Annotated in this window: 16 protein-coding genes; 2 read left to right on the top strand and 14 right to left on the bottom strand. The window is 69.4% G+C overall.

Features of this window, described 5'->3' with window-relative positions:
• Window positions 1–44 precede the first annotated feature (44 nt).
• Complete coding sequence (locus tag GD970_RS07910) at window positions 45–2,078, bottom strand: 3-hydroxyacyl-CoA dehydrogenase NAD-binding domain-containing protein (RefSeq protein WP_211489656.1); 2,034 nt, start codon at window positions 2,076–2,078, stop codon at window positions 45–47.
• A gap of 141 nt (window positions 2,079–2,219) precedes the next feature.
• Between GD970_RS07910 and GD970_RS07915 the strand changes: the two genes are divergently transcribed.
• Window positions 2,220–2,852, top strand: coding sequence for a TetR/AcrR family transcriptional regulator (locus tag GD970_RS07915; RefSeq protein ID WP_152202348.1), 633 nt, complete (start codon window positions 2,220–2,222; stop codon window positions 2,850–2,852).
• Between the two features lie 542 nt (window positions 2,853–3,394).
• On the opposite strand, the gene GD970_RS07925 is transcribed toward GD970_RS07915, so the two are convergent.
• From GD970_RS07925 to GD970_RS07935, 4 genes are all read right to left on the bottom strand, one after another.
• Window positions 3,395–4,186, bottom strand: coding sequence for a hypothetical protein (locus GD970_RS07925; RefSeq protein WP_152202350.1), 792 nt, complete (start codon window positions 4,184–4,186; stop codon window positions 3,395–3,397).
• 318 nt (window positions 4,187–4,504) lie between these two features.
• The gene (locus GD970_RS22465) at window positions 4,505–4,630 is read right to left on the bottom strand and encodes a hypothetical protein (protein ID WP_264372233.1); all 126 of its coding nucleotides are present in this window, start codon (window positions 4,628–4,630) and stop codon (window positions 4,505–4,507) included.
• Window positions 4,631–5,052: 422 nt separating this feature from the next.
• Window positions 5,053–5,799, bottom strand: a complete 747-nt coding sequence (locus GD970_RS07930) for a hypothetical protein (protein ID WP_152202351.1) — start codon at window positions 5,797–5,799, stop codon at window positions 5,053–5,055.
• A 76-nt stretch (window positions 5,800–5,875) separates the two neighbouring features.
• Window positions 5,876–6,526, bottom strand: coding sequence for a site-specific integrase (locus GD970_RS07935; protein ID WP_170297158.1), 651 nt, complete (start codon window positions 6,524–6,526; stop codon window positions 5,876–5,878).
• 276 nt (window positions 6,527–6,802) lie between these two features.
• Between GD970_RS07935 and GD970_RS07940 the strand changes: the two genes are divergently transcribed.
• A complete protein-coding gene (locus tag GD970_RS07940; RefSeq protein ID WP_405002568.1) occupies window positions 6,803–8,002 on the top strand; it encodes an IS110 family RNA-guided transposase in 1,200 nt (399 codons plus the stop codon).
• 196 nt (window positions 8,003–8,198) lie between these two features.
• On the opposite strand, the gene GD970_RS07950 is transcribed toward GD970_RS07940, so the two are convergent.
• The 9 genes from GD970_RS07950 to GD970_RS07990 form a co-directional block, all read right to left on the bottom strand.
• Window positions 8,199–8,972: a tyrosine-type recombinase/integrase gene (locus GD970_RS07950; protein WP_152202353.1), complete on the bottom strand. Its 774-nt coding sequence runs from the start codon at window positions 8,970–8,972 to the stop codon at window positions 8,199–8,201.
• A 5-nt stretch (window positions 8,973–8,977) separates the two neighbouring features.
• Entirely contained in the window at window positions 8,978–9,214 is a 237-nt protein-coding gene (locus GD970_RS07955; RefSeq protein WP_152202354.1) for a helix-turn-helix transcriptional regulator, read from the bottom strand.
• A gap of 745 nt (window positions 9,215–9,959) precedes the next feature.
• Complete coding sequence (locus GD970_RS07960; protein WP_226925225.1) at window positions 9,960–10,526, bottom strand: nucleotidyltransferase family protein; 567 nt, start codon at window positions 10,524–10,526, stop codon at window positions 9,960–9,962.
• A gap of 178 nt (window positions 10,527–10,704) precedes the next feature.
• The gene (locus GD970_RS07965; protein WP_152202355.1) at window positions 10,705–11,799 is read right to left on the bottom strand and encodes an XdhC family protein; all 1,095 of its coding nucleotides are present in this window, start codon (window positions 11,797–11,799) and stop codon (window positions 10,705–10,707) included.
• The gene (locus GD970_RS07970) at window positions 11,796–12,869 is read right to left on the bottom strand and encodes a vWA domain-containing protein (protein WP_211489657.1); all 1,074 of its coding nucleotides are present in this window, start codon (window positions 12,867–12,869) and stop codon (window positions 11,796–11,798) included. Before GD970_RS07970 ends, GD970_RS07965 begins: the two co-directional genes overlap by 4 nt.
• A gap of 129 nt (window positions 12,870–12,998) precedes the next feature.
• Window positions 12,999–13,883, bottom strand: a complete 885-nt coding sequence (locus GD970_RS07975) for an AAA family ATPase (RefSeq protein WP_152202356.1) — start codon at window positions 13,881–13,883, stop codon at window positions 12,999–13,001.
• A 12-nt stretch (window positions 13,884–13,895) separates the two neighbouring features.
• Window positions 13,896–16,370, bottom strand: coding sequence for a xanthine dehydrogenase family protein molybdopterin-binding subunit (locus tag GD970_RS07980; RefSeq protein WP_152202357.1), 2,475 nt, complete (start codon window positions 16,368–16,370; stop codon window positions 13,896–13,898).
• Window positions 16,371–16,373: 3 nt separating this feature from the next.
• Entirely contained in the window at window positions 16,374–16,949 is a 576-nt protein-coding gene (locus GD970_RS07985) for a (2Fe-2S)-binding protein (RefSeq protein WP_152202358.1), read from the bottom strand.
• A complete protein-coding gene (locus tag GD970_RS07990) occupies window positions 16,946–17,824 on the bottom strand; it encodes an FAD binding domain-containing protein (RefSeq protein ID WP_152202359.1) in 879 nt (292 codons plus the stop codon). Before GD970_RS07990 ends, GD970_RS07985 begins: the two co-directional genes overlap by 4 nt.
• Window positions 17,825–18,089: the final 265 nt, after the last annotated feature.

Consider the following 18,089-nt stretch of genomic DNA (forward strand, 5'->3'; position numbering starts at 1 on the left):
GCATCGTGGCCGTGGCGCACCGGGGCGGGCCCGGGCGCGCGCGGTCATCTCGATGCCGCGCGCTCGAACATCTCGTGCGGAGCCACCTGCCGTAGCACCGCGCGGACAGCCTGGGGCAGCTCCCCGCGTGTGGCCGGCTCGGCAAGGGCGAAGGTCACGCGGCAGGAGCGGTAGGCCGCGGTAAGCGCCGCGATCACGTCGTCCTCCTCCCAGCGCGAGAGCAGGCGCAGGGGACCGCCGGTTGCGCGGGGGAAGGCGAAGCCCTCGGTGAGGGCGACGTCGATGTCCGAGGCGCGTTGCGCGACGCCGCTCTCCATGAGCTGTACGGCCGCGCACAGCATGGAGGCCAGGATGCGCGCACGGATTTCGCCGTCGTCGATGCTGCGGGCGGCGATGCCCTTGGTGGCCCGGGCCTCCTCGATGATCCTGACGGCGTCGGGGTCGGGGAGGCCGCGCCGCGCCCCATCGGGATAGCCGTACCAGCCGGCACCGGTCTTGCGGCCGAGACGGCCGGCCTCGCAGAGCCGGTCGGGTATGTCGACGTAGCGCTGGAGCGGGTCGCGGGTCGGTGCGATGCGCTTCCGGCGGGCCCAGGCGATGTCTAGGCCTGACATGTCAGCCACCGCGAAGGGCCCGATGGCGAGGCCGAGCTGGACCATGGCGGCGTCGACCTGCTCGGGGGTGGCGCCCTCCTCGACGAGGAACTCCGCCTGCGTGCGGTAATCGGCGTAGACGCGGTTGGCGACGAACCCGTCTCCCACGCCGGCGGGGATGCCGGTCTTACCCAGCGCCTTCACCACGTCGGCGAGGGTGGCGGCGGTGACGTCGTCGGTCGTTTCCGCCCGGATGAGCTCCACGAGGGGGTTGCGGTCCGGCGGGTTGAAGAAGTGCAGGCCCCCGAAGCGCCGCGGATACTCAAGCGAGCGGGACATCTCGTTGATGTCCAGGTAGGAGGTGTTGGTGGCGAGCACGGCGCCCGGGGCGACGTGTCGCTCGACCTCGGCGAAGAGGTCGCGCTTGACGTCCATGTCCTCGAAGACGGCGTCGACCACGAGGTCGGCGCCAGCCAGGCCGCCCACCGTCTCGGTCGTCGTCAGGCCCGGCATCGCGCCGGCCACCCGCGCAAGGGCCGCAGGGTTGGTGTCGAAGAGGACGACGCGATAGCCGGCCCCCGAGCAGGCACGCGCGAGCGCGGCGCCCATCGTGCCCGCACCGGCGATACCGACCGTGCGTACCGGGCGGGGCGCCACCTTCCCGCGCAACGCCTTGGCGGCGGCGCGCTTGGCGAAGAACAGGTACCGCAGGTTGGCCGCCTCCTCGCTCACCCGCAGCCGCTCGAAGATCGCGCGCTCCTCACTGAGCGCCAGACCGGCGTCCACCTCGGCGGAGCGGCGGACCATCCCGACCGCCTCGAGGACGTTGGGCCGTGCCTTCCGGGCGTGCCGGGCGACGGCCTCCTCGACCTGCTCGGGGTTCGCGTGCGGGACTGACCGGTCACGGAGTCGACTCTTCCCGGCGAGGGACCGGGCAAGGTCAACGGCCCGGGCGAGCAGGTCTTCGGCCGGAACCACGTGGTCGAGGAGGCCGAGCTCGAGGGCCTCGTCGGCGTCGACCTGCCGCGCGCTGGCGACGAGGTCGATGGCGGTGGGCACGCCTAGCAGGCGGGCCGCGCGGACGGTTCCGCCCGCCCCGGGAAGGATGCCCAGCGTCACCTCCGGAAAGCCGAGTCGGGCGCTCGTCGCTCCGATCCGACCATCACACCCGAGCGCCAGCTCCAGGCCCCCTCCGAGCGCCAGCCCGGAGATTGCGGCGACCACCGGCACCGGCAGCGACTCGATCACCTCGATCACGGCGGGCAACTGAGGGTCGATGAGCGGTCCGTCGAACTCGGAGATGTCCGAGCCCGCGTAGAAGTGTCGACCGGCGCCGATGATGACTACGCCGACGACGTCCGGGCCGGCCGCCCCGAGCGCATCGTAGAGGTCACGACGCAGCGTCGCGTTGCCCATGTTGACCGGTGGATTGTCGATGGTCAGGACGGCGACGTCTTCCACCATGGTGATCGAGACAGTTTCCAAGGGATTCCCTATCGTTGGCACGACGTGACTGCCCCCGTCGGCAGGTCGCGTACATCCGGATGATAGAATCAAACAAGCGATTGGTCGATACCGTCGCGCACGGCGCTAGGCACCACGCACTCTCGGCAAGGGAAACAGACGATGACGGCAACGACGGCCGGCCGAAGCCGGCGGCCCAATGGCGCAGCACCCACCGAGCGGCGGAACCGGGACAGTGCAGTCATCGCTGCCGCGATCACCGTGATGTCCCAGAAGGGGTATGCGGCGACGTCCATCCAGGAAGTCGCTGACCGTGTGGGCGTCCTCAAGGGCAGCCTGTACCACTACTTTCGGTCCAAGGAGGAACTGCTCTTCCGCATCCTCGAGGAGTCGCACGAGCAGGTTGTGGAGATCGAGCACGAGGTCGCGGCCCTGGACCTGTCCGCATTCGAGGAGCTCCTGGAGTACGTGCGCCGGTCCTCGACCTGGTACCTGTCCAACATCGACCGGGCCAACATCTTTTTCAGCGAGCGCAATCAGCTGACCGGCGATCGGCTGACCGAGGCACAGGCCTGGGGGCGGGCGTTCGAGAAGCACATCGCGAAACTGTTGACGTCCGCCCAGACCGACGGCGACGTCCGTAGCGACATGGACCAGCGCCTGCTCACGCGGTTCGTACTGGGAGCCCTGAACAACATTCGCTTCTGGCCGTCCCGCTCGGGCAAGTCATTCAGCAACGACGAGATGGCAGCCGCTCTGGTGTCGCTGACACGGAGCGCGATTGCGGCTCCCTGAGGCTGCGCACGACCGCGACGCACGCGGGATGCGCGTACCTCGTTGTGGAAGCGCTGGATGCGTCCACACCTAATCAACCGAGTAGGGGGCCTGCCGAAAAAGCTCGCTTCGGCCGAAGCTACAGCACTCCTCTCATGGGTCGCGACGCTTCCAGAACCTCAGGACCTCAACGAGGCTGCAGACCTTCTCCTGAAGGCAAAAGTCGGCTTCGCCCAAACGAGCCACCCGCTACGCGTCTACCTCGACGAAGCGAGCCTCGCTCTGGCACCCGATGCCTGGTCGCGGCTGATAGCAGGAATGCTGGATCACACCGCGTTCCTCCAAAGCCACACGGGATGGTCCGTAAGGCGAATTGCACAGAAGCTCGCGGAAATCGACGGAGACCAAGAAGCGATCACGAAGATTCAGCAGGCGTTGTACAACCTTGGGCATGGAGAGCGGTAGCCGGACCCCGCACCCATGGCCGATCACCTCATGCAGAAAGCCCTTCCGGGATGGTGCGGGCGCGGTGCCTCCCACGTTCGGTGATCAGACGCCGAGCCTCACTGAGTCTGATCAGCAGTTGACTCGCCTGGCGACAGCGATTGCTCGTCGTCTGCCATGGACACTTCGGCTCCCGAATCATGGCGGAGCTCATCGGACGAACCGAACCCTTGGTTCGCCGTCGAAGCGTGCGGATTCGGAAAGTTCCAGAACTTGGCGAATAGGGCGAGTGCGCGCCGAAAATACGCGATCGCAGAGGTGATCAGGGCCGATACCACACTCCACCCGAACAAAGTGCGCCATGGGTCCATAGGCGCTGGCCCGTAACCCCACGGCGCGCTCACATCTGGTCCAAACTGGACGAAAACTGTCGTGGCACCCGTAATTGCTGCGACGAGGAAGGTAACCCACCAAATCAGTCTTCGCGTTCGGTGGGCGGAGACGCTCGCCATGAGCGTCAAGATCACGACAGTAAGAAGCTCGTAGTTTGTGAATAGTCCCAAGCCTGAAATTTCGAACAGCCGTGCCGTGCCCATAGGAATCAAAGAGAGCCCGGCGACAACACCTCCAATCACGAGGGACACGAGAGCGAACTGCGCCAACTCCAGCGATTCCTTATGAACAGCCGGTAGGCGACGATCCCTGCCTTGCCCTGGGTGTGCCGTTGCAGCCACCACGAGAAGAACGATGGAGGCAAGCACTAGCGCGAAGGTCCAAACGAACGGCAACTGAAGCTCCGCGGACACCAAATTGACTGCGAGCGAAGGCAAGATGCCCGCAAGCACTTGGACGCCGATCTGGTTGGCCGGCGAACCTTCCCCGCCCTTGCCGCCCGGGCTACTTTCCGTCACCACCCGATACTATGGCGTGTCTCCTAATCGGATTCAATTTGGGCCTCCATGCCCGGTTCGTGTCCCGCACCTCTGTTCAATGTCTCGGCGAGGCGCTTGCAGGTGTGGGTCTCGCCCGCCCAAGGAGCCGCATTGGACAGCGCGACAGCAGTGGGGATGGGTGCTTCGATCATCCGCACCCAGCTCCCTGCGCTAAGGCACCAGTTGATGTCAGGACGTGAACTCAGGCAGAACGCCCTTGACAATCACAAAGCAGTCAGGACCGCGAAGGCCGAGCGGGCGCTCGTAAACGGCGTGGTGCTCGATCGAGTTCCGTGGTCACCGTGAGGCCCGCTGCCCCTCGACGGTGCGCGCCACCTCCTGGAAGGGCGTGACCGCACTGAGGTCACCGACGACCTCCATCCGCTGCAGCGGCGTCTCCTGGAAGATGTCTGGCGGGAGCAACGACGAAACGGCCCGTACAGCCACAGCCCACGCCGTCGAGGCGGTGCAAGCGGGCGGCGCCGGCGTACACGGGGTAGTTGCGGTCCGCATCGACGGGCTCGTCGCCCCCCCATCTGGGCGAGGGTGAGAAGGATCTACGGGGACATGAAGATTTCAGGCTGGGGCGATTCGCCCCAGCCGTGTAGTCGCTCCGCCGCGCCATCCTCCAGCCTCGACGGTGTTGCTTCCCCGTTCCTGTGGCAAGGGTCGCGGATTGGGCATGACAGCACCGTGGCAATCAACCCGAGCCCTGACAAGACGGCCGCGATCGGGGCACGGCGGGAAGCGACGGCGGGCAACACCGCCACAGCCGATGATCACCTGTCCGCTCCGCGCAATTCGCGTGGTCTCGGCGTGGCGGAGATCCTTCGCGGCTGGACGCGCTACCCCTTGCGGCTCTGGAAGGCGGCGATCTCTTCGAACAGCTTCGTCACCCTCGACCATCGCGGGTCGAAGCGCTCACCCGCCATGAACAGTCGGCCGACGAGGCCCTGGACCACCCGGGCGCTGGCCGTGGGCGTGGCCAGGACGCGGTCCACGCAGTCGTCGATGCCGTGAAGCCTGCTTTGGTGATCGGCCGTCCTGCCCTGCAGCTGGTCCACGATCGCGTGCTGGACCCGGTCGGTGATGCGGACGGTGGGACGGTTCTGCTCCGTCCTGATCCGAGGCCCGACGGGCGACGGAGCCAATGCCAGGCGCTGCGCGAGCCCAGTGGGTTGTTTGCGTCCGGCCCGCCAGCGCCGGATCTGTTCGGCGAGCCCGTCGAAGGCGTCGAGGACCTCGCCCCATCTCTCAGCGTCGTCGAAGAGGTGCATGGACGCCCTCTCTGGCAGGTTCTCGAGCACGTAGGCCATCGAGGCGGGCGAGCCGGTGACGGTGTGGACGCACTTCTCGCCGGTGTCGTGGGAGTAGCACCGGTCGCAGCGCAGGACCGGTTGGAGCATCTGGACCTGTGGCACGACCTCCTTGGCGATCGCGCCTCGTTCGGCGGCGCGCTTCTCCTCCGACGCGGCGCGCCGGCAGCGCTCTGAACACCACCTCGCGGGTCGGCCGGTGCGCTTGGCCGGGACGGGCTCGCCGCACCGGGGGCAGCGTCGCCCGGTGACCTCGACGATCTCAACGTCCCTCATCGCGACCACCCCAGTTTCGTGCGGACGAAACCAGCGACTCTGGTGCCAGACGAGTGGGGACCCATGGAAACATCACCTACCCCCACTCCAGCTCGCCCTGCGTCCACCGTGCGGCCACCCGCTCCCCGGCCGACGTTCCGCCAGATGGCCGCTCCGTCGTGCGCGAGGCGGGCGGGCTCTCGGCGTCGACCGGCGGCGGGGAGGGTGCGGGCGGGGTCGTTGACGGCGGATGGTCCGGCGCGGCGTGGTCGTCGGCTCGGGCGGCTGCTCGGCGCTGCTCCCTGCGACGGGCTTTGGCAGTCTGGGAGGCGTCGTTCTCGCCGGCCACACGTCTGGCACTGAGGCCGGCTGATTGATCCGCACGAAACTCGCCGTCGTCCGGCGGGACTTCCTCCCAGCCGCCGGACTCCTCCGCCCGCGCCTCGGCCTCCCCGATCTCGATGAGGGCCTGCAGCACCGCCGAGGTGTCGGGCGCGAGCCGCAGCCGCTCGATGTAGTGCCGCGTCGTCACGCTCGAGTCGGCTCGGTGGCCGAGCAGGGCGCCGGCGTCGGCGACCGACATCCTCCGGGCCACGAACGTGGCGACGGTCGAGCGCAGCAGGTGCGGGTAGATGTTGTCTTCGATCCCGGCGGCCTGAAGGGCCTGGCGCAGGCTGCTGCGGACGTTGTTGGTGGTCCGCGGCGGCGGCGGGCCGTCGGCGTTCTGGAACTGCCGGGCCGGGAACACCGGCCACCCGCCCGGCCCCGTTACCTTCTTCGCAGCCCTCGGGGTCGTGTTGGATCGGGGGTGCTGGCCTGTCGGGCTCGGTATGGCTCTTTGCCCCCAGTCATCGATGATCCGGGGGGTGTTGCCGCCGAGGCCCATAGGTGGCTGGTGATCGCTGATAGGGGCCGGGCCAGACACCCTGATCGGGGTGCGGAGTCGCCTTCGTAACGTGGATGCCGACATCCAGCCACCGCGGACAGTCCAGCGTCCCGTTCGTAGCGGCTAGGGAGGTCATGGGTGATCCAAGAACACCACCAGGTCGAGGTCTTCGTTGGCCTCGACGTCGGCAAGAGCGAGCACCACGCGGTCGCCCTGGACCGGGCCGGAAAGGTCCTGTTCGACAAGGCGCTGCCCAACGATGAGGCGAAGCTGCGGACGATCCTCGCCGAGCTCGCCGCGCACGGGCCGGTGCTGGTGGTCGTGGACCAGCCGGCCACGATCGGCGCCCTGCCCGTGGCGGTCGCCCGGGACGCCGGCGCCCTGGTGGGATACCTGCCCGGGCTGTCGATGCGGCGGATCGCGGACCTGCACCCAGGCCAGGCCAAGACCGACGCCCGCGACGCGCTGATCATCGCCGAGGCCGCCCGGACGATGCCCCACACGCTGCGCTCGATCGAGCTGGCCGACGAGCAGGTCGCCGAGCTGACCATGCTCTGCGGGTTCGACGACGACCTGCGCGGGCAGATCACCGCCACCTCTAACCGCCTGCGCGGGCTGCTGACGCAGATCCACCCCGCCCTCGAGCGGGTGCTCGGCAGGCACCTGGACCACCCGGCCGTGCTGGACCTAATCCAGACCTGGCCCACCCCGGCCGACCTCAAGGCCGCCGGGACCAAGCGGATCGCGGCACGCCTGACCAAGCGCGCCCCGCGCCTGGGCAAGCGTCTGGCCGAGGAGATCACCGCCGCCCTGGCCGAGCAGACCGTGGTCGTCGCCGGCACCTCCGCCGCCGGGATCGTGCTGCCCCGCCTGGCCGCCCAGCTCGCCGAGCTGCGCGCCCAGCGCGCCGACGTCGCCTTGAAGGTCGAGGAACTGGTGCGTGACCACCCTCTTCACCAGGTCCTGATGTCGATGCCGGGCAACGGCATCAGGACCACCGCACGGCTCCTGACCGAGCTCGCCGGCAAGGACTTCACCTCCGCCGCCCACCTGGCCTCCTACGCCGGCCTGGCCCCGGTGACCCGCCGCTCGGGCACCTCCATCCGCGGCGAGCACCCGAACCGGGCCGGCAACAAGGTCCTCAAACGCGCGCTCTTCCTCGCCGCCTTCGCCTCGCTCAGCGACCCCATCTCCCGGCGCTACTACGACCGCAAACGCGCCGAGGGCAAGAGACACAACCAGGCCCTCATCGCCCTCGCCCGCCGCCGCTGTGACGTCCTGTTCGCCATGCTCCGCGACGGCACCCTCTACGACGCACCCCAACCGCTCGCCGCTTGACGAACCCGATAGGGGCCCCCCCCCCCCCCCCCCCCCCCCCCCCCCCCCCCCCCCCCCCCCCCGGCCGGTCGCAGCGCGAGCAGCGCCTGAACGGTGAACGGCGGAATGATGATCGTCCGCTCCCCCGCGGCCGTCTTGGGCCGTTCCTGCCGCAGCGTGCCCCTGCCCTTGACGTCGACCAGGGTGGCCTCGACGGTCACCGTGGGCCGGACGGCATCGAGGTCGACGTTCTCCCACAACAACGCGAGCACCTCGCCGATACGCAGCCCGGTGCCGAGCATGACGTCGACCGCGGCGGGCAGGATGCCGGTGGGCCTCGGCCCCGGCTGTCGGCCCGGGATGCCTCCCAGTCCCGCACCGCCCGCCGCAGCCGGTAGACCGTGATCGCCGTCAGCGCCCGGGGCACCGGGGAGGCGGGCTGGGGCAGCTTGACCGCGAGCATGGGGTTGATGCGCAGCGCGTCGTGGACGACGGCGCGGTCGAGCACTCGCCTGAACACGGCGCCGGCCTGGTTGGCGGTGACGACCATGTCGCGCTTGCGGCCCTTGCCGGCCGCGACGATGGAGTTGACCCAGGCCTGGCACACCGACGGGGAGAGCTCGTGGAGCCGCCGTTTGCCCAGCGCGGGCACGAGGTGGTTGCCGAGGAGGCGCTCGTACTCGTCGATGGTCTGCGCGCGGATGGGCGGGTTGGGCCATTCCGACTGCGCGCGCAGCTCGTTGATCCACTGCCGCGCGGCGAGCCCGACCCGGCTGTCGGACTTCAGCTCGGCCGAGCCGGTGGGGGCCTGCAGCTGCTCGGCGACGGCGTCCTGCAGGGCGAGCCGGGCGGCCGCCTTGGTCTTCCGGGTCCGGGAGATCTGCGTCTCGGCGCCGCTGAACAGCTTCAGCCGTGCCCGAGCCTCCCAGCCGCCGGACTTCGTGGCGCGGTAGGAGATGGCGCCCTGCTGGCCGGGCTTGAGGGGCTGCATCGCGATCACCAGCCCGAGTCGGTGCCACGCTGCTCGACCTGGGTCGCCTCCTGCTCGGCGAGCCAGGCGCGCACGTCGGCCTCGGCGAACATCAGGTGCCGGCCGATGCGGTACGCCCTGGGGGCGGTGCCGCGCTTGCGCCAGGTGTGGATGGTCGCCTTGGAGATCCGCAGCTTCTCCGCCAGGTCGTCCATCGTCCACAGCGGCACGTGGTCCAAAGGGGGTTCCGAGGTGGGTTCCATGCCCCTCAGGTGTGCCGGGCCCACCTCGAGAGCGAGGCACCCGATCCCAACCGTGGCCACCGTGAGGCTGCGCATTCGTGAGGACATTCGTGAGGACACCTGGTCACCGGCTTCCGCGTCGGTGCCCTCCGGAAATCGGAAAGGTCCCTGACCTGGGCTTTCACCCGGTCAAGGACCTTCCGGAAGTGGAGCTAGGGGGATTCGAACCCCCGACCTTCTCCCGCTGGTTCACAAGTCCCGGCACTCCCGGAGTCCGTTGTCTGAAACGCCCATTGCCGACATCGTGACCTCCACAATTAGCGGAATATCAACGGTTCTCAGCGGGCCGACTCCAGGGTCGCACCGCTCGTGAACATCGTCAATCGCGGTCATCCGGTGGCGGCAGACGCGTGGAACTCGCGTGGAATCTGGGCTCACGCGTGGAACTCGCGTGGACTCCACTCAGCGCGAGGCTTCCCCCGAGCGAGTCAGACGTTGAACTGTTCGAACTCACCCGGACCTGCAGAATCGTCGTGAGCCCGGAGGCTGCGGGGAACCACCATTGGGAATGAGGACGCCTGCGCGCTCCCCCGCCGAGTTGAAGGTGGCGAGACCCTGACGGTCACGTCTTGATCTCGGGTGGGCAAGCACCCACCATCCGGAATCTCTACAGAGCACGGGTCGTCCGCAGCCACGGACCCTCTTCAGTTGGGTCCGCAAAGTGGCGCAAGGGCAGCCCGGTAAGCGTGTCGTCGACGAGAGCGACCTAGTTGCGCCACATCGGCGCGCCCGCCGTCGGAACGTCGATGTCGCGGCCGGATGCCAGATCTGCGCACTCGACACGCACAAGGTCTGGCAGAGCAGCGAGGTAGCGGCCGGCACCGGCCGCGTCGTCGAGGACCGCCAGCAGCGCGGCGACGTGATGCCGAGGCAGAGACACCGGGTGTCCCGGCCGCCCCTCGAAGACGGCTCTGGCCGGTAGGGTGGCGTCCTGCGCCAAGACACGGGCCACTACGCGTGCGTCGACATCTGGGCAGTCGACGACGTGGACGAGGACGCGATCAACCTCCGGCTCCACAGCCTCGAGGCCGGCGCGCAGGGAGGCACCCATGCCACGGTGCCAACGCGGACAGAAGACTTCGCCGACGTCGAACGGCAGATCAATACGGGCGGCCCCAGTTACGACGCGGACGTTCGTCACCCCGGCGCCGTCGAACGCTCCGAGCGCGGCATCGAGGAAGCCCGGGACGAGGATCTTCGGACAGCCGTACCGCGTGCCGGCGCCAGCCGCGAGCACGATTCCCGCCGTGCCAACCAGGTCTCCGCCGCTCACGAGAGCGGCTCCCCGGTGCAGGCCCGATCTGGGGTGTGCTGGTGGGACGGCGGGCTCCAGCTGAGCGCGGGCTTGCGCATCATCGTGTACTGCTGTCCGATCTCATCGGAGCAGCACTCAGCGTGGTCCACCTGATCCAAAGTCCCTCCCCTGTCCGCGCGACCGCCCAGACGTCGCATCAGGCGTGAATGGGCGTCGACAGCTCCGTCAGCCGCTTTCCGGTGCCGCCCCACTGCAAGGCGATGATCTCCGCCGCGATGGACACCGCTGTCTCCTCCGGCGTCCGGCCCCGCAGGTCTAGGCCGATCGGGGACGCGAGCCGGGCGAGCGCTGCCTCCCCCACCCCGGCCTCCCGAAGCTTCTCGAGTCGGTCCAGGTGGGTGCGCCTGCTCCCCATCGCCCCGATGTAGCCCGCCTTCGTCCCCAGGGCCTGCACCAGCAGCGGGACGTCGAACTTCGGGTCGTGGGTCAGGACGCACAGGACGGTTCGCTCGTCGACCGTCCGGCGCGCGAGGTACTGGTGCGGCCACTCGACGACGATCTCGTCGGCGTCGGGAAACCTCCGCCGCGTCGCGAACACCGGGCGGGCGTCGCAGACGGTGACGTGATAGCCGAGGAACTTGCCGATGCGTACCACGGCGGCAGCGAAGTCGATGGCGCCGAAGACGATCATCTCCGGTGATGGGGCGAAGGACTCGACGAAGACGCTGACGTCGTCCATCCTGTGCTCACCGTTCATGCCGAGATGGATGACGCCGTTGCGGCCCTGGGCGAGCATTCCGCGTCCCATCTCCGCGATGCTGTGGTCGAGGGCCGCTGCTCCCGCGGACCCCGTCGCGGCGTCCTCGGTGAGAACGATGTGCGCACCGACGGCGCCGGGGGCGCCGATGACGGTGGCGACGGCCATCGCACTCCGGCGGCTCACGGCGTCGGCCACGTCGAGGAGATCGGGAAACCGGTCCACGGTGACCAGCTCGACGAAGACCTCGAGCGTGCCGCCGCACATCAGCCCGACGGCGAAGGCGTCACCGTCGGACACCCCGTACGTCTCCCGGGCCGGGACGCCGGTGGCGATGACCTCCTGGGCGAGCTCGAAGACGGCGCCCTCGACGCATCCTCCGGAGACGCTCCCGACGACCTCGCCGGATTCGGACACGGCCATGGCCGCGCCCGCGGACCTTGGCGAGGAGTGCCAGGTCTGCACCACCGTCGCCAGCGCGAACCGTGTGCCCGCGCGGTACCAAGCAGTCACCTCGTCAAGGATGTCTCTCACGGACGGCCGCCTTTCTTGCTGCTCGAGCCGCGACCGGCCAGCACCTGGGTCAGCCCCTCGAGGCTGGCGATGTTGTGGCCGGCGCGGAAGTCGTCGATGTAGGGAAGTGCCGCGGCCATGCCGCGTGCCAGCGGCCGGTAGCGCGGGTCCGCCTTGAGCGGGTTGAGCCACACCAGCCGGTGGGATAGGCGCTGGAAGCGAGCCATCGCCGCGGCGAGCTCGACGGGGTCGTCGTGGTCGAGCCCGTCGGAGCAGATCACGACGACGGCGCCGCGCAGGGCGTTCTGACCGTGACGGCGGCGGAGCAGCGCGGAGAACGAGCTGGCCAGGCGGGTGCCGCCGTCCCAGTCGCTGACGGCCTGGCCCGCGCGCTCCAGCGCCCGGTCCGCGGAGGAGGACCGGAGCGCGTCGGTGACCCGGTGCAGGCGCACCCCCACCGTGAAGACCTCCACCCGCTCGCCCACGCGCATCAGCGCGTGGGCGAACCGCAAGATCGCCTGCCCGTAGGCCGCCATCGACCCGGAGACGTCAACCAGGAAGGTGACGGGCCGCTGCCGGATGCGCCGACGGCGTCGCCCCAGCCGCGTCGGTTCGCCGTCCGTGGACAGCAGCAGCCGCAGTGTCCCGCGCATGTCGAGGAAGGGGCCGGTCCGTGCCGTGGTCCGCCGCCGGCTCGGCCGGCGGTCGAGACGCAGCCGCATCTCCCGGATCATCCTCGCGGCCTCGCGGCGTTCCTCCGCGGTCATCGCCGCGAACGACTTCGCGCGCAGGCGTTCGGCCGCGCTGGCGATAACGCGGGCCTCCTCGGGGAGCTCGAGCACCTCCTCGCCGACCGCCAGCGTCCTGGGGGGCCGGCCACTCTGGTCCGCCTCCTCGGCGAAGACGGCCAGGGGTGGGCGGGCGGCCGGTGGCAAGTCCTCCCCCGCCCCCACGCCAGAGAAGCATTCGGCGAACGCCAGCGCGTACGGCGCGTAGGCGGCGGGATCTGAGGCGAGGACGGCCCGGCCGGCCCAGAACAGCTCGGCGAGGGAGAAGTCACCCAGCTCGTGGACGGCCGCGTAGAAGGTCAAGCTCTGCGCCGTACCCACCTCGACGCCATACCGGCGCAGCGCCGCGGAGAGGTCCGCGCACATCTGAGCCGTGCCCGCTCGTGTCGCATCCCCCTCGTGTCGGCCGTTCTCCGCGACCAGCCCGACCATCTACGTCTCCGCGGGGAGGACGCTCTCGAGGTTGTCGAGCACCGTCTGCTGGTCGTCGACGTCCTTGACGAGCGCCGCCAAGGTCGAGCGCGCCGTCTCGCGGTCCAGCGACATGACGTCCAGCATGTGCAGCGCGCTCGCCCAGTCCAGCGCCTCGCCGACACCCGGACGGTGAGCAAGGTCGAGGCCACGGATCCGCGCGACGGCGTCGCTGACCTCGACCGCGAGCGGCTCTGGCACCTCCGGCGCCCGGAGCCTGAGGATCTCCAGCTCGCGTTCGGGGTCCGGGTGGGCCACCCAGCTGTACAGGCAACGCCGGCGGACCGCGTTGTGCAGCTCGCGGGTGCGGTTGGACGTGAGGATGACGAGCGGGGGCTCCGCTGCCCGGACCTGCCCTACCTCCGGGATCGTGACCGCGAAGTCAGAGAGCAGCTCGAGCAGGAACGCCTCGAACTCATCGTCGGCCCGGTCGAGCTCGTCGATGAGCAGGACGGCGCCCGCTCCTTGCTCCAGCGCCCGGAGCAAGGGTCGGGCAACCAAGAACTCCCGCGTGAAGACGTCGCGGTGCCCCTGACCTTCCCGCACCGCCAAGAGCTGCCGGGGGTAGTGCCAGTCGTAGAGCGCTTGGCTGGCGTCGATGCCCTCGTAGCACTGCAGACGGACGAGCTCCCGGCCGAGGAGCCGGGAGAACGCGTGGGCGATCTCGGTCTTGCCCACCCCGTTCTCCCCCTCGAGGAGAAGGGGTCGGCCCAGCCGGAGCGCCAGGAAGGCCGCCATCGCGAGGTCGTCGCCGGCGAGATACCCGACGCCGCGCAGGCTCGCCTGCAGCTCTGCCGCGGTGGCGGGAACGCCCGCGCGTGCGGCCGGGCCGAGAGCTTCTGTCATTGCCTCAATCCCCTACTGCTGGGCCCTCGACTCGACCACGGTCGAGACGATCGCCGACGGTTTGATCGGCAGCTCGCGCACCCGCATGCCGAACTCTGCCAGCGCATCGTCGATGGCCGCCGACAGCACCCCGGGTGTCGCCATCCGGCCGCCCTCACCGCCGCCCTTGATACCGAACTCGGTGTAGGGCGAGGGCGTCTCGACGTGGCCGAGCTTGATGGGCGGCACCTCGTGCGCCGTCGGGACGAGGTAGTCGCGGAAGGAGGTGGCTTGGAATTGCCCGTTCTCGTCGTACGGGAGCTCCTCGAGCAGGGCGGTGCCGATGCCCTGGGCGGTGCCGCCGGTGACGTGCCCACCCAACGTGATCGGGTTGACGATCGTGCCGGCGTCGTGGACGGCGGCGTAGTCAAGGATCTTGATGATCCCGGTGTCTGGGTCGACCTCGACGACGGCGATGTGGCAGTTGTGCCCCATGATCGGGTAGAAGATGCCCAGGTCACTGCGGTCCGGCGCCGGCATCGTCGTGATCGGGTGGTCGTAGGTGTACTGCTCCTCCAGGCCGCTCGTCACGCCCGGCGGGAGGTTGAGCGCGAAGAAGTACGCGGTGGCGGCCACCTCGGCGAGCGCCTGCCCCACCTCGGGTGCGCCCTTGACCTGCACGCGTCCGTCGGTGATCTCCATGTCCTCCGGCGGCACCTCGAGGGTGTGCGCGGCGATCTCGATCACCTTCTTCTGCAGCTTCCTCGACGCGCCGCGGATGGCTCCGGTGACCATGACGGTGAAGCGGCTGCCGCCGGGCCCGGTGCCGGGCAGGGCGTGGGCGGAGTCGGCGTAGCGGATGTTGACCTTGGCCGGGTCGACGCCGAACTCCTCCGCGACGACCATGGCCGCGACGGTCTCCGGGCTGTTGCCCCACATGGCTTGCGAGTGCAGCACTACCTGGAACTCGCCGGTGGGATCGATCGATACGGTCGCGCTCTCCGGGCTGGAGGTCACCGGGAAGCCGGGTTCGTCGAACCAGTACCAGAACTCGGTGGAGCTGAACACGCTGCGCTCCTGGGTGGAAACCAGGCCGATGCCGATGTAGCGGCCCTCCTCCTCGCGCAGCCGCTCCTTCTCCTGACGCCAGTGGTCCAGGTCGACGAGCGACAGCGCCTCGTCGAGCACGGCGTCGTAGTTGCCGGAGTCGTAGAGGTTGCCGCCAGGGATCTTATGAGGGAACTGCTCGGGCTGGATGAAGTTCTTTCGGCGGATCTCCTCGGGCTTCAGGCCGGTCTCCTTGGCGGCGAGGTCGACGAGCCGCTCGAGGACCCAGTTCTGTACCTCCGACCCGAAACCGCGGTAGGCGCCCTGCTGGCACTTGTTCGTCACGACCGCGCGCAGGTGGTAGCGCAGGTTCCCGATCCGGTACGGCCCGACGGACTGCGAGAGCGCGTTGCCGTGGGTCCCAACGCCGAACTGCAGGTACGCGCCGTAGTCGTCGATGACGTCGATGTCGAGCGCCACGAACGTGCCGTCGGCCTTCAGCGCCAGGCTGGCGTCGTAGTACCTGTCCGAGGCGTGGTGGTCGGAGTTCATCGTGTGGTCGAGGCGGTCCTCGATGTACGCCACCGGCTGGTTCACCTGCAGGGCGAGGAACCCGGCCAGCGTCGGCACCTTGTGCGCCGTGAACTTGGAGCCGAAGCTGCCGCCCGCCGGCACCGGGTGCAGGGTGATGCGGTTGCTCGGCAGCTTCAGGGCCGTGGCGATGAGCCAGGAGAAATAGGTGAAGTTGATGGAGTTGCAGTAGATCTCCAGCACCCCATTGAGGCCAGGACGCGCGATGGCGCCCGTGGTCTCCATGGGGGTGCCGGCCGAGCGGCCCCAGTGCAGCCGATCGGAGACGACGATGTCCGCTTCCGCGAACTCCTTGTCCACCTCGCCGAAGGTGAAGGTCCGCTCGTAGGCGAGGTTGGAGCCGTGCTCCTCGTGCAGCAGCGGTGAGTCCGGCTCGAGGGCGGCCATCGGGTCGACCACCGGAGGCAGCTCCTCAATCTCCACCTTGAGCGCGTCGACGCCGTCCTCGGCTATGTAGCGGCTGTCGGCGATCACGGCGACCACCGCCTCGCCGTAGTAGCGGACCTTGTCGACGGCGAGCGGGTACTGCGGGATCGTGGTGGGACCGAAGTTCATGCAGGGGTTCATCTGCGCCTTGCAGTCCTCGCCCGTGACAACGGCGACGACGCCGGGGATGTTCAGCGCCTCGGTGGCGTCGATGGAGACGATCCGACCGTGGGCGACGGGACTGCGGTACACGGCCGCGTGCTTGAGCCCGGGGAGGCGCAGGTCGGAGATGAATCCGCCGCGCCCGACGAGCAGGCGCGGATCCTCGACCCGCTTCATGCTGCGCCCGATGTACTTGTGCTTGCTGCCGGGCGGGGCGGGCACGCTCTCGGTGCCGCTGCGGTACTCCCGGCTCGTGCTGGTCACCTGGGTCGTCTCGGTCATGTCTCAGGCCTTCCCATCCTGGTCGGGACGCGGGCCGCCCGTGCCCACTCCGGCCGCCATCGGCGCCGGTCCGTCGGCGGCGAGCTTTCGGGCAGCGCACTGCACGGCGTTGACGATGTTCTGGTACCCGGTGCAGCGGCACAGGATGCCGGAGATGCCGTCGCGCACCTCCGCGTCGGTGCGGTCGCGCCGCTCGGTGAGCATCTCCTTGGCCCGCAGGACCATCGCCGGCGTGCAGAACCCGCACTGGAGGCCGTGCTCCTCGTGGAATGCCTCCTGGATGGGGTGCAGGTCCTGCGGGTTGGCGGACAGGCTCTCGACGGTCTCGATCTCGTGACCCTCGGCCTGGACGGCGAGCATGAGGCAGGACCGGACGGACTGCCCGTCCAGCAGGACGTTGCAGGAGCCGCACGCGCCCTGCTCACAGCCCAGGTGCACGCTGACCAGGTCGAGGTCGTCACGGAGCCAGTCGGCGAGCGTGGTGCGGGTGTCGACGTCGCGGGTGACGTCGCGGCCGTTGACTGTGGCGGTGATCTGGCGGCGGTAGGCCCTGTCGGGGGCGGTGGACTGCGTCGTCATGACTGGTCTCCTCTCGTGCCGCGGGTGACCGCAGCCCTGATCGAGCGCGCGGTGATGACCGCGGCGACGTGCTTCCGGTACGCCCGTGTGGCGTGGATGTCGTCGCCGTTGCTCACCTGCTCAGCGACCGTCTGCGCCGCCTCGGTGATGAGCTCGTCCGTGGGCACCTGACCGAGCAGGGCCTGCTCGACGGCCGTGGCGCGCAGCGGGCGGTCGGCGATATTCGCCACGCCGACGGCGGCCGAGACGACCCGGCCGTCGTCGTCGAGCGCGATCTGCGCGGCGGCCGCAGCGAGCGGCCGGTCGCCCACGCGGCGGGAGACCTCGACGAATCCGTGCCGGCCGGGCGGCTCGGCGGGGATCCGCACGGCGACGAGCAGCTCGTCGGGGCCGATGGCGTTGGCCATCGCGCCGACGAAGAAGTCGCTCGCCTTCACGATGCGGGTGCCTGTAGGGCCTGCCACGACCATCTCGGCGTCGAGCGTGACGGAGGCACAGGGCAGCTCGGTGGCGGGGTCGGCGAAGGAGAGGCTCCCGCCCACGGTGCCGCGGTGGCGGATCTCGGGGTGCCCGATGTAGGTCACCATCTCCGCCACCAGGGGAAGCTGCTCCCTGACCTCGGCGTCGACCTCGACGGCGTGCTGGCGCACGCCCGCACCGATCTCCATGTGACCGTCGTTCCGTCCGACCCTCTGCAGCTCGGCGATTCGGTTGATGTCGATGAGCACCCTGGGCCGGGTGATGCGCATGCTGATGAGCGGCATGAGACTGAGCCCGCCGGCGAGGATCAGGGCGTCGGAGCCGTGCTCACGCTTGAGCGCGGCCGCCTCGTCGAGCGTCTCGGGATCGTAGTAGGCGAAGGCCGACGGCTTCATCGCGCTCCTTTGCGGCAGGGGCCAGGTTTCCGGGCGTCGGTGGCCTCGACAGCAGAGCCGCCGTAAGCCAGTGCGGGGGGCTTCATCGCTCTCCTTCAGACAAACACCCACCGAGAACCTTCTCGGCGCACAACCGATTAGGACGCCACTCTGCCGGGACGTTGGACCTACACCAATGGATGCCGCCACTGTGTCGGGGGATCAGACTGTGTCACGCCACACCCCGCGGTCGACGCCGCCTGGCTAGTGTCACTGTGTTGAGGGC

The organism is Georgenia thermotolerans, assembly GCF_009193185.1.
Taxonomy (GTDB): Bacteria; Actinomycetota; Actinomycetes; order Actinomycetales; family Actinomycetaceae; genus Georgenia; species Georgenia thermotolerans.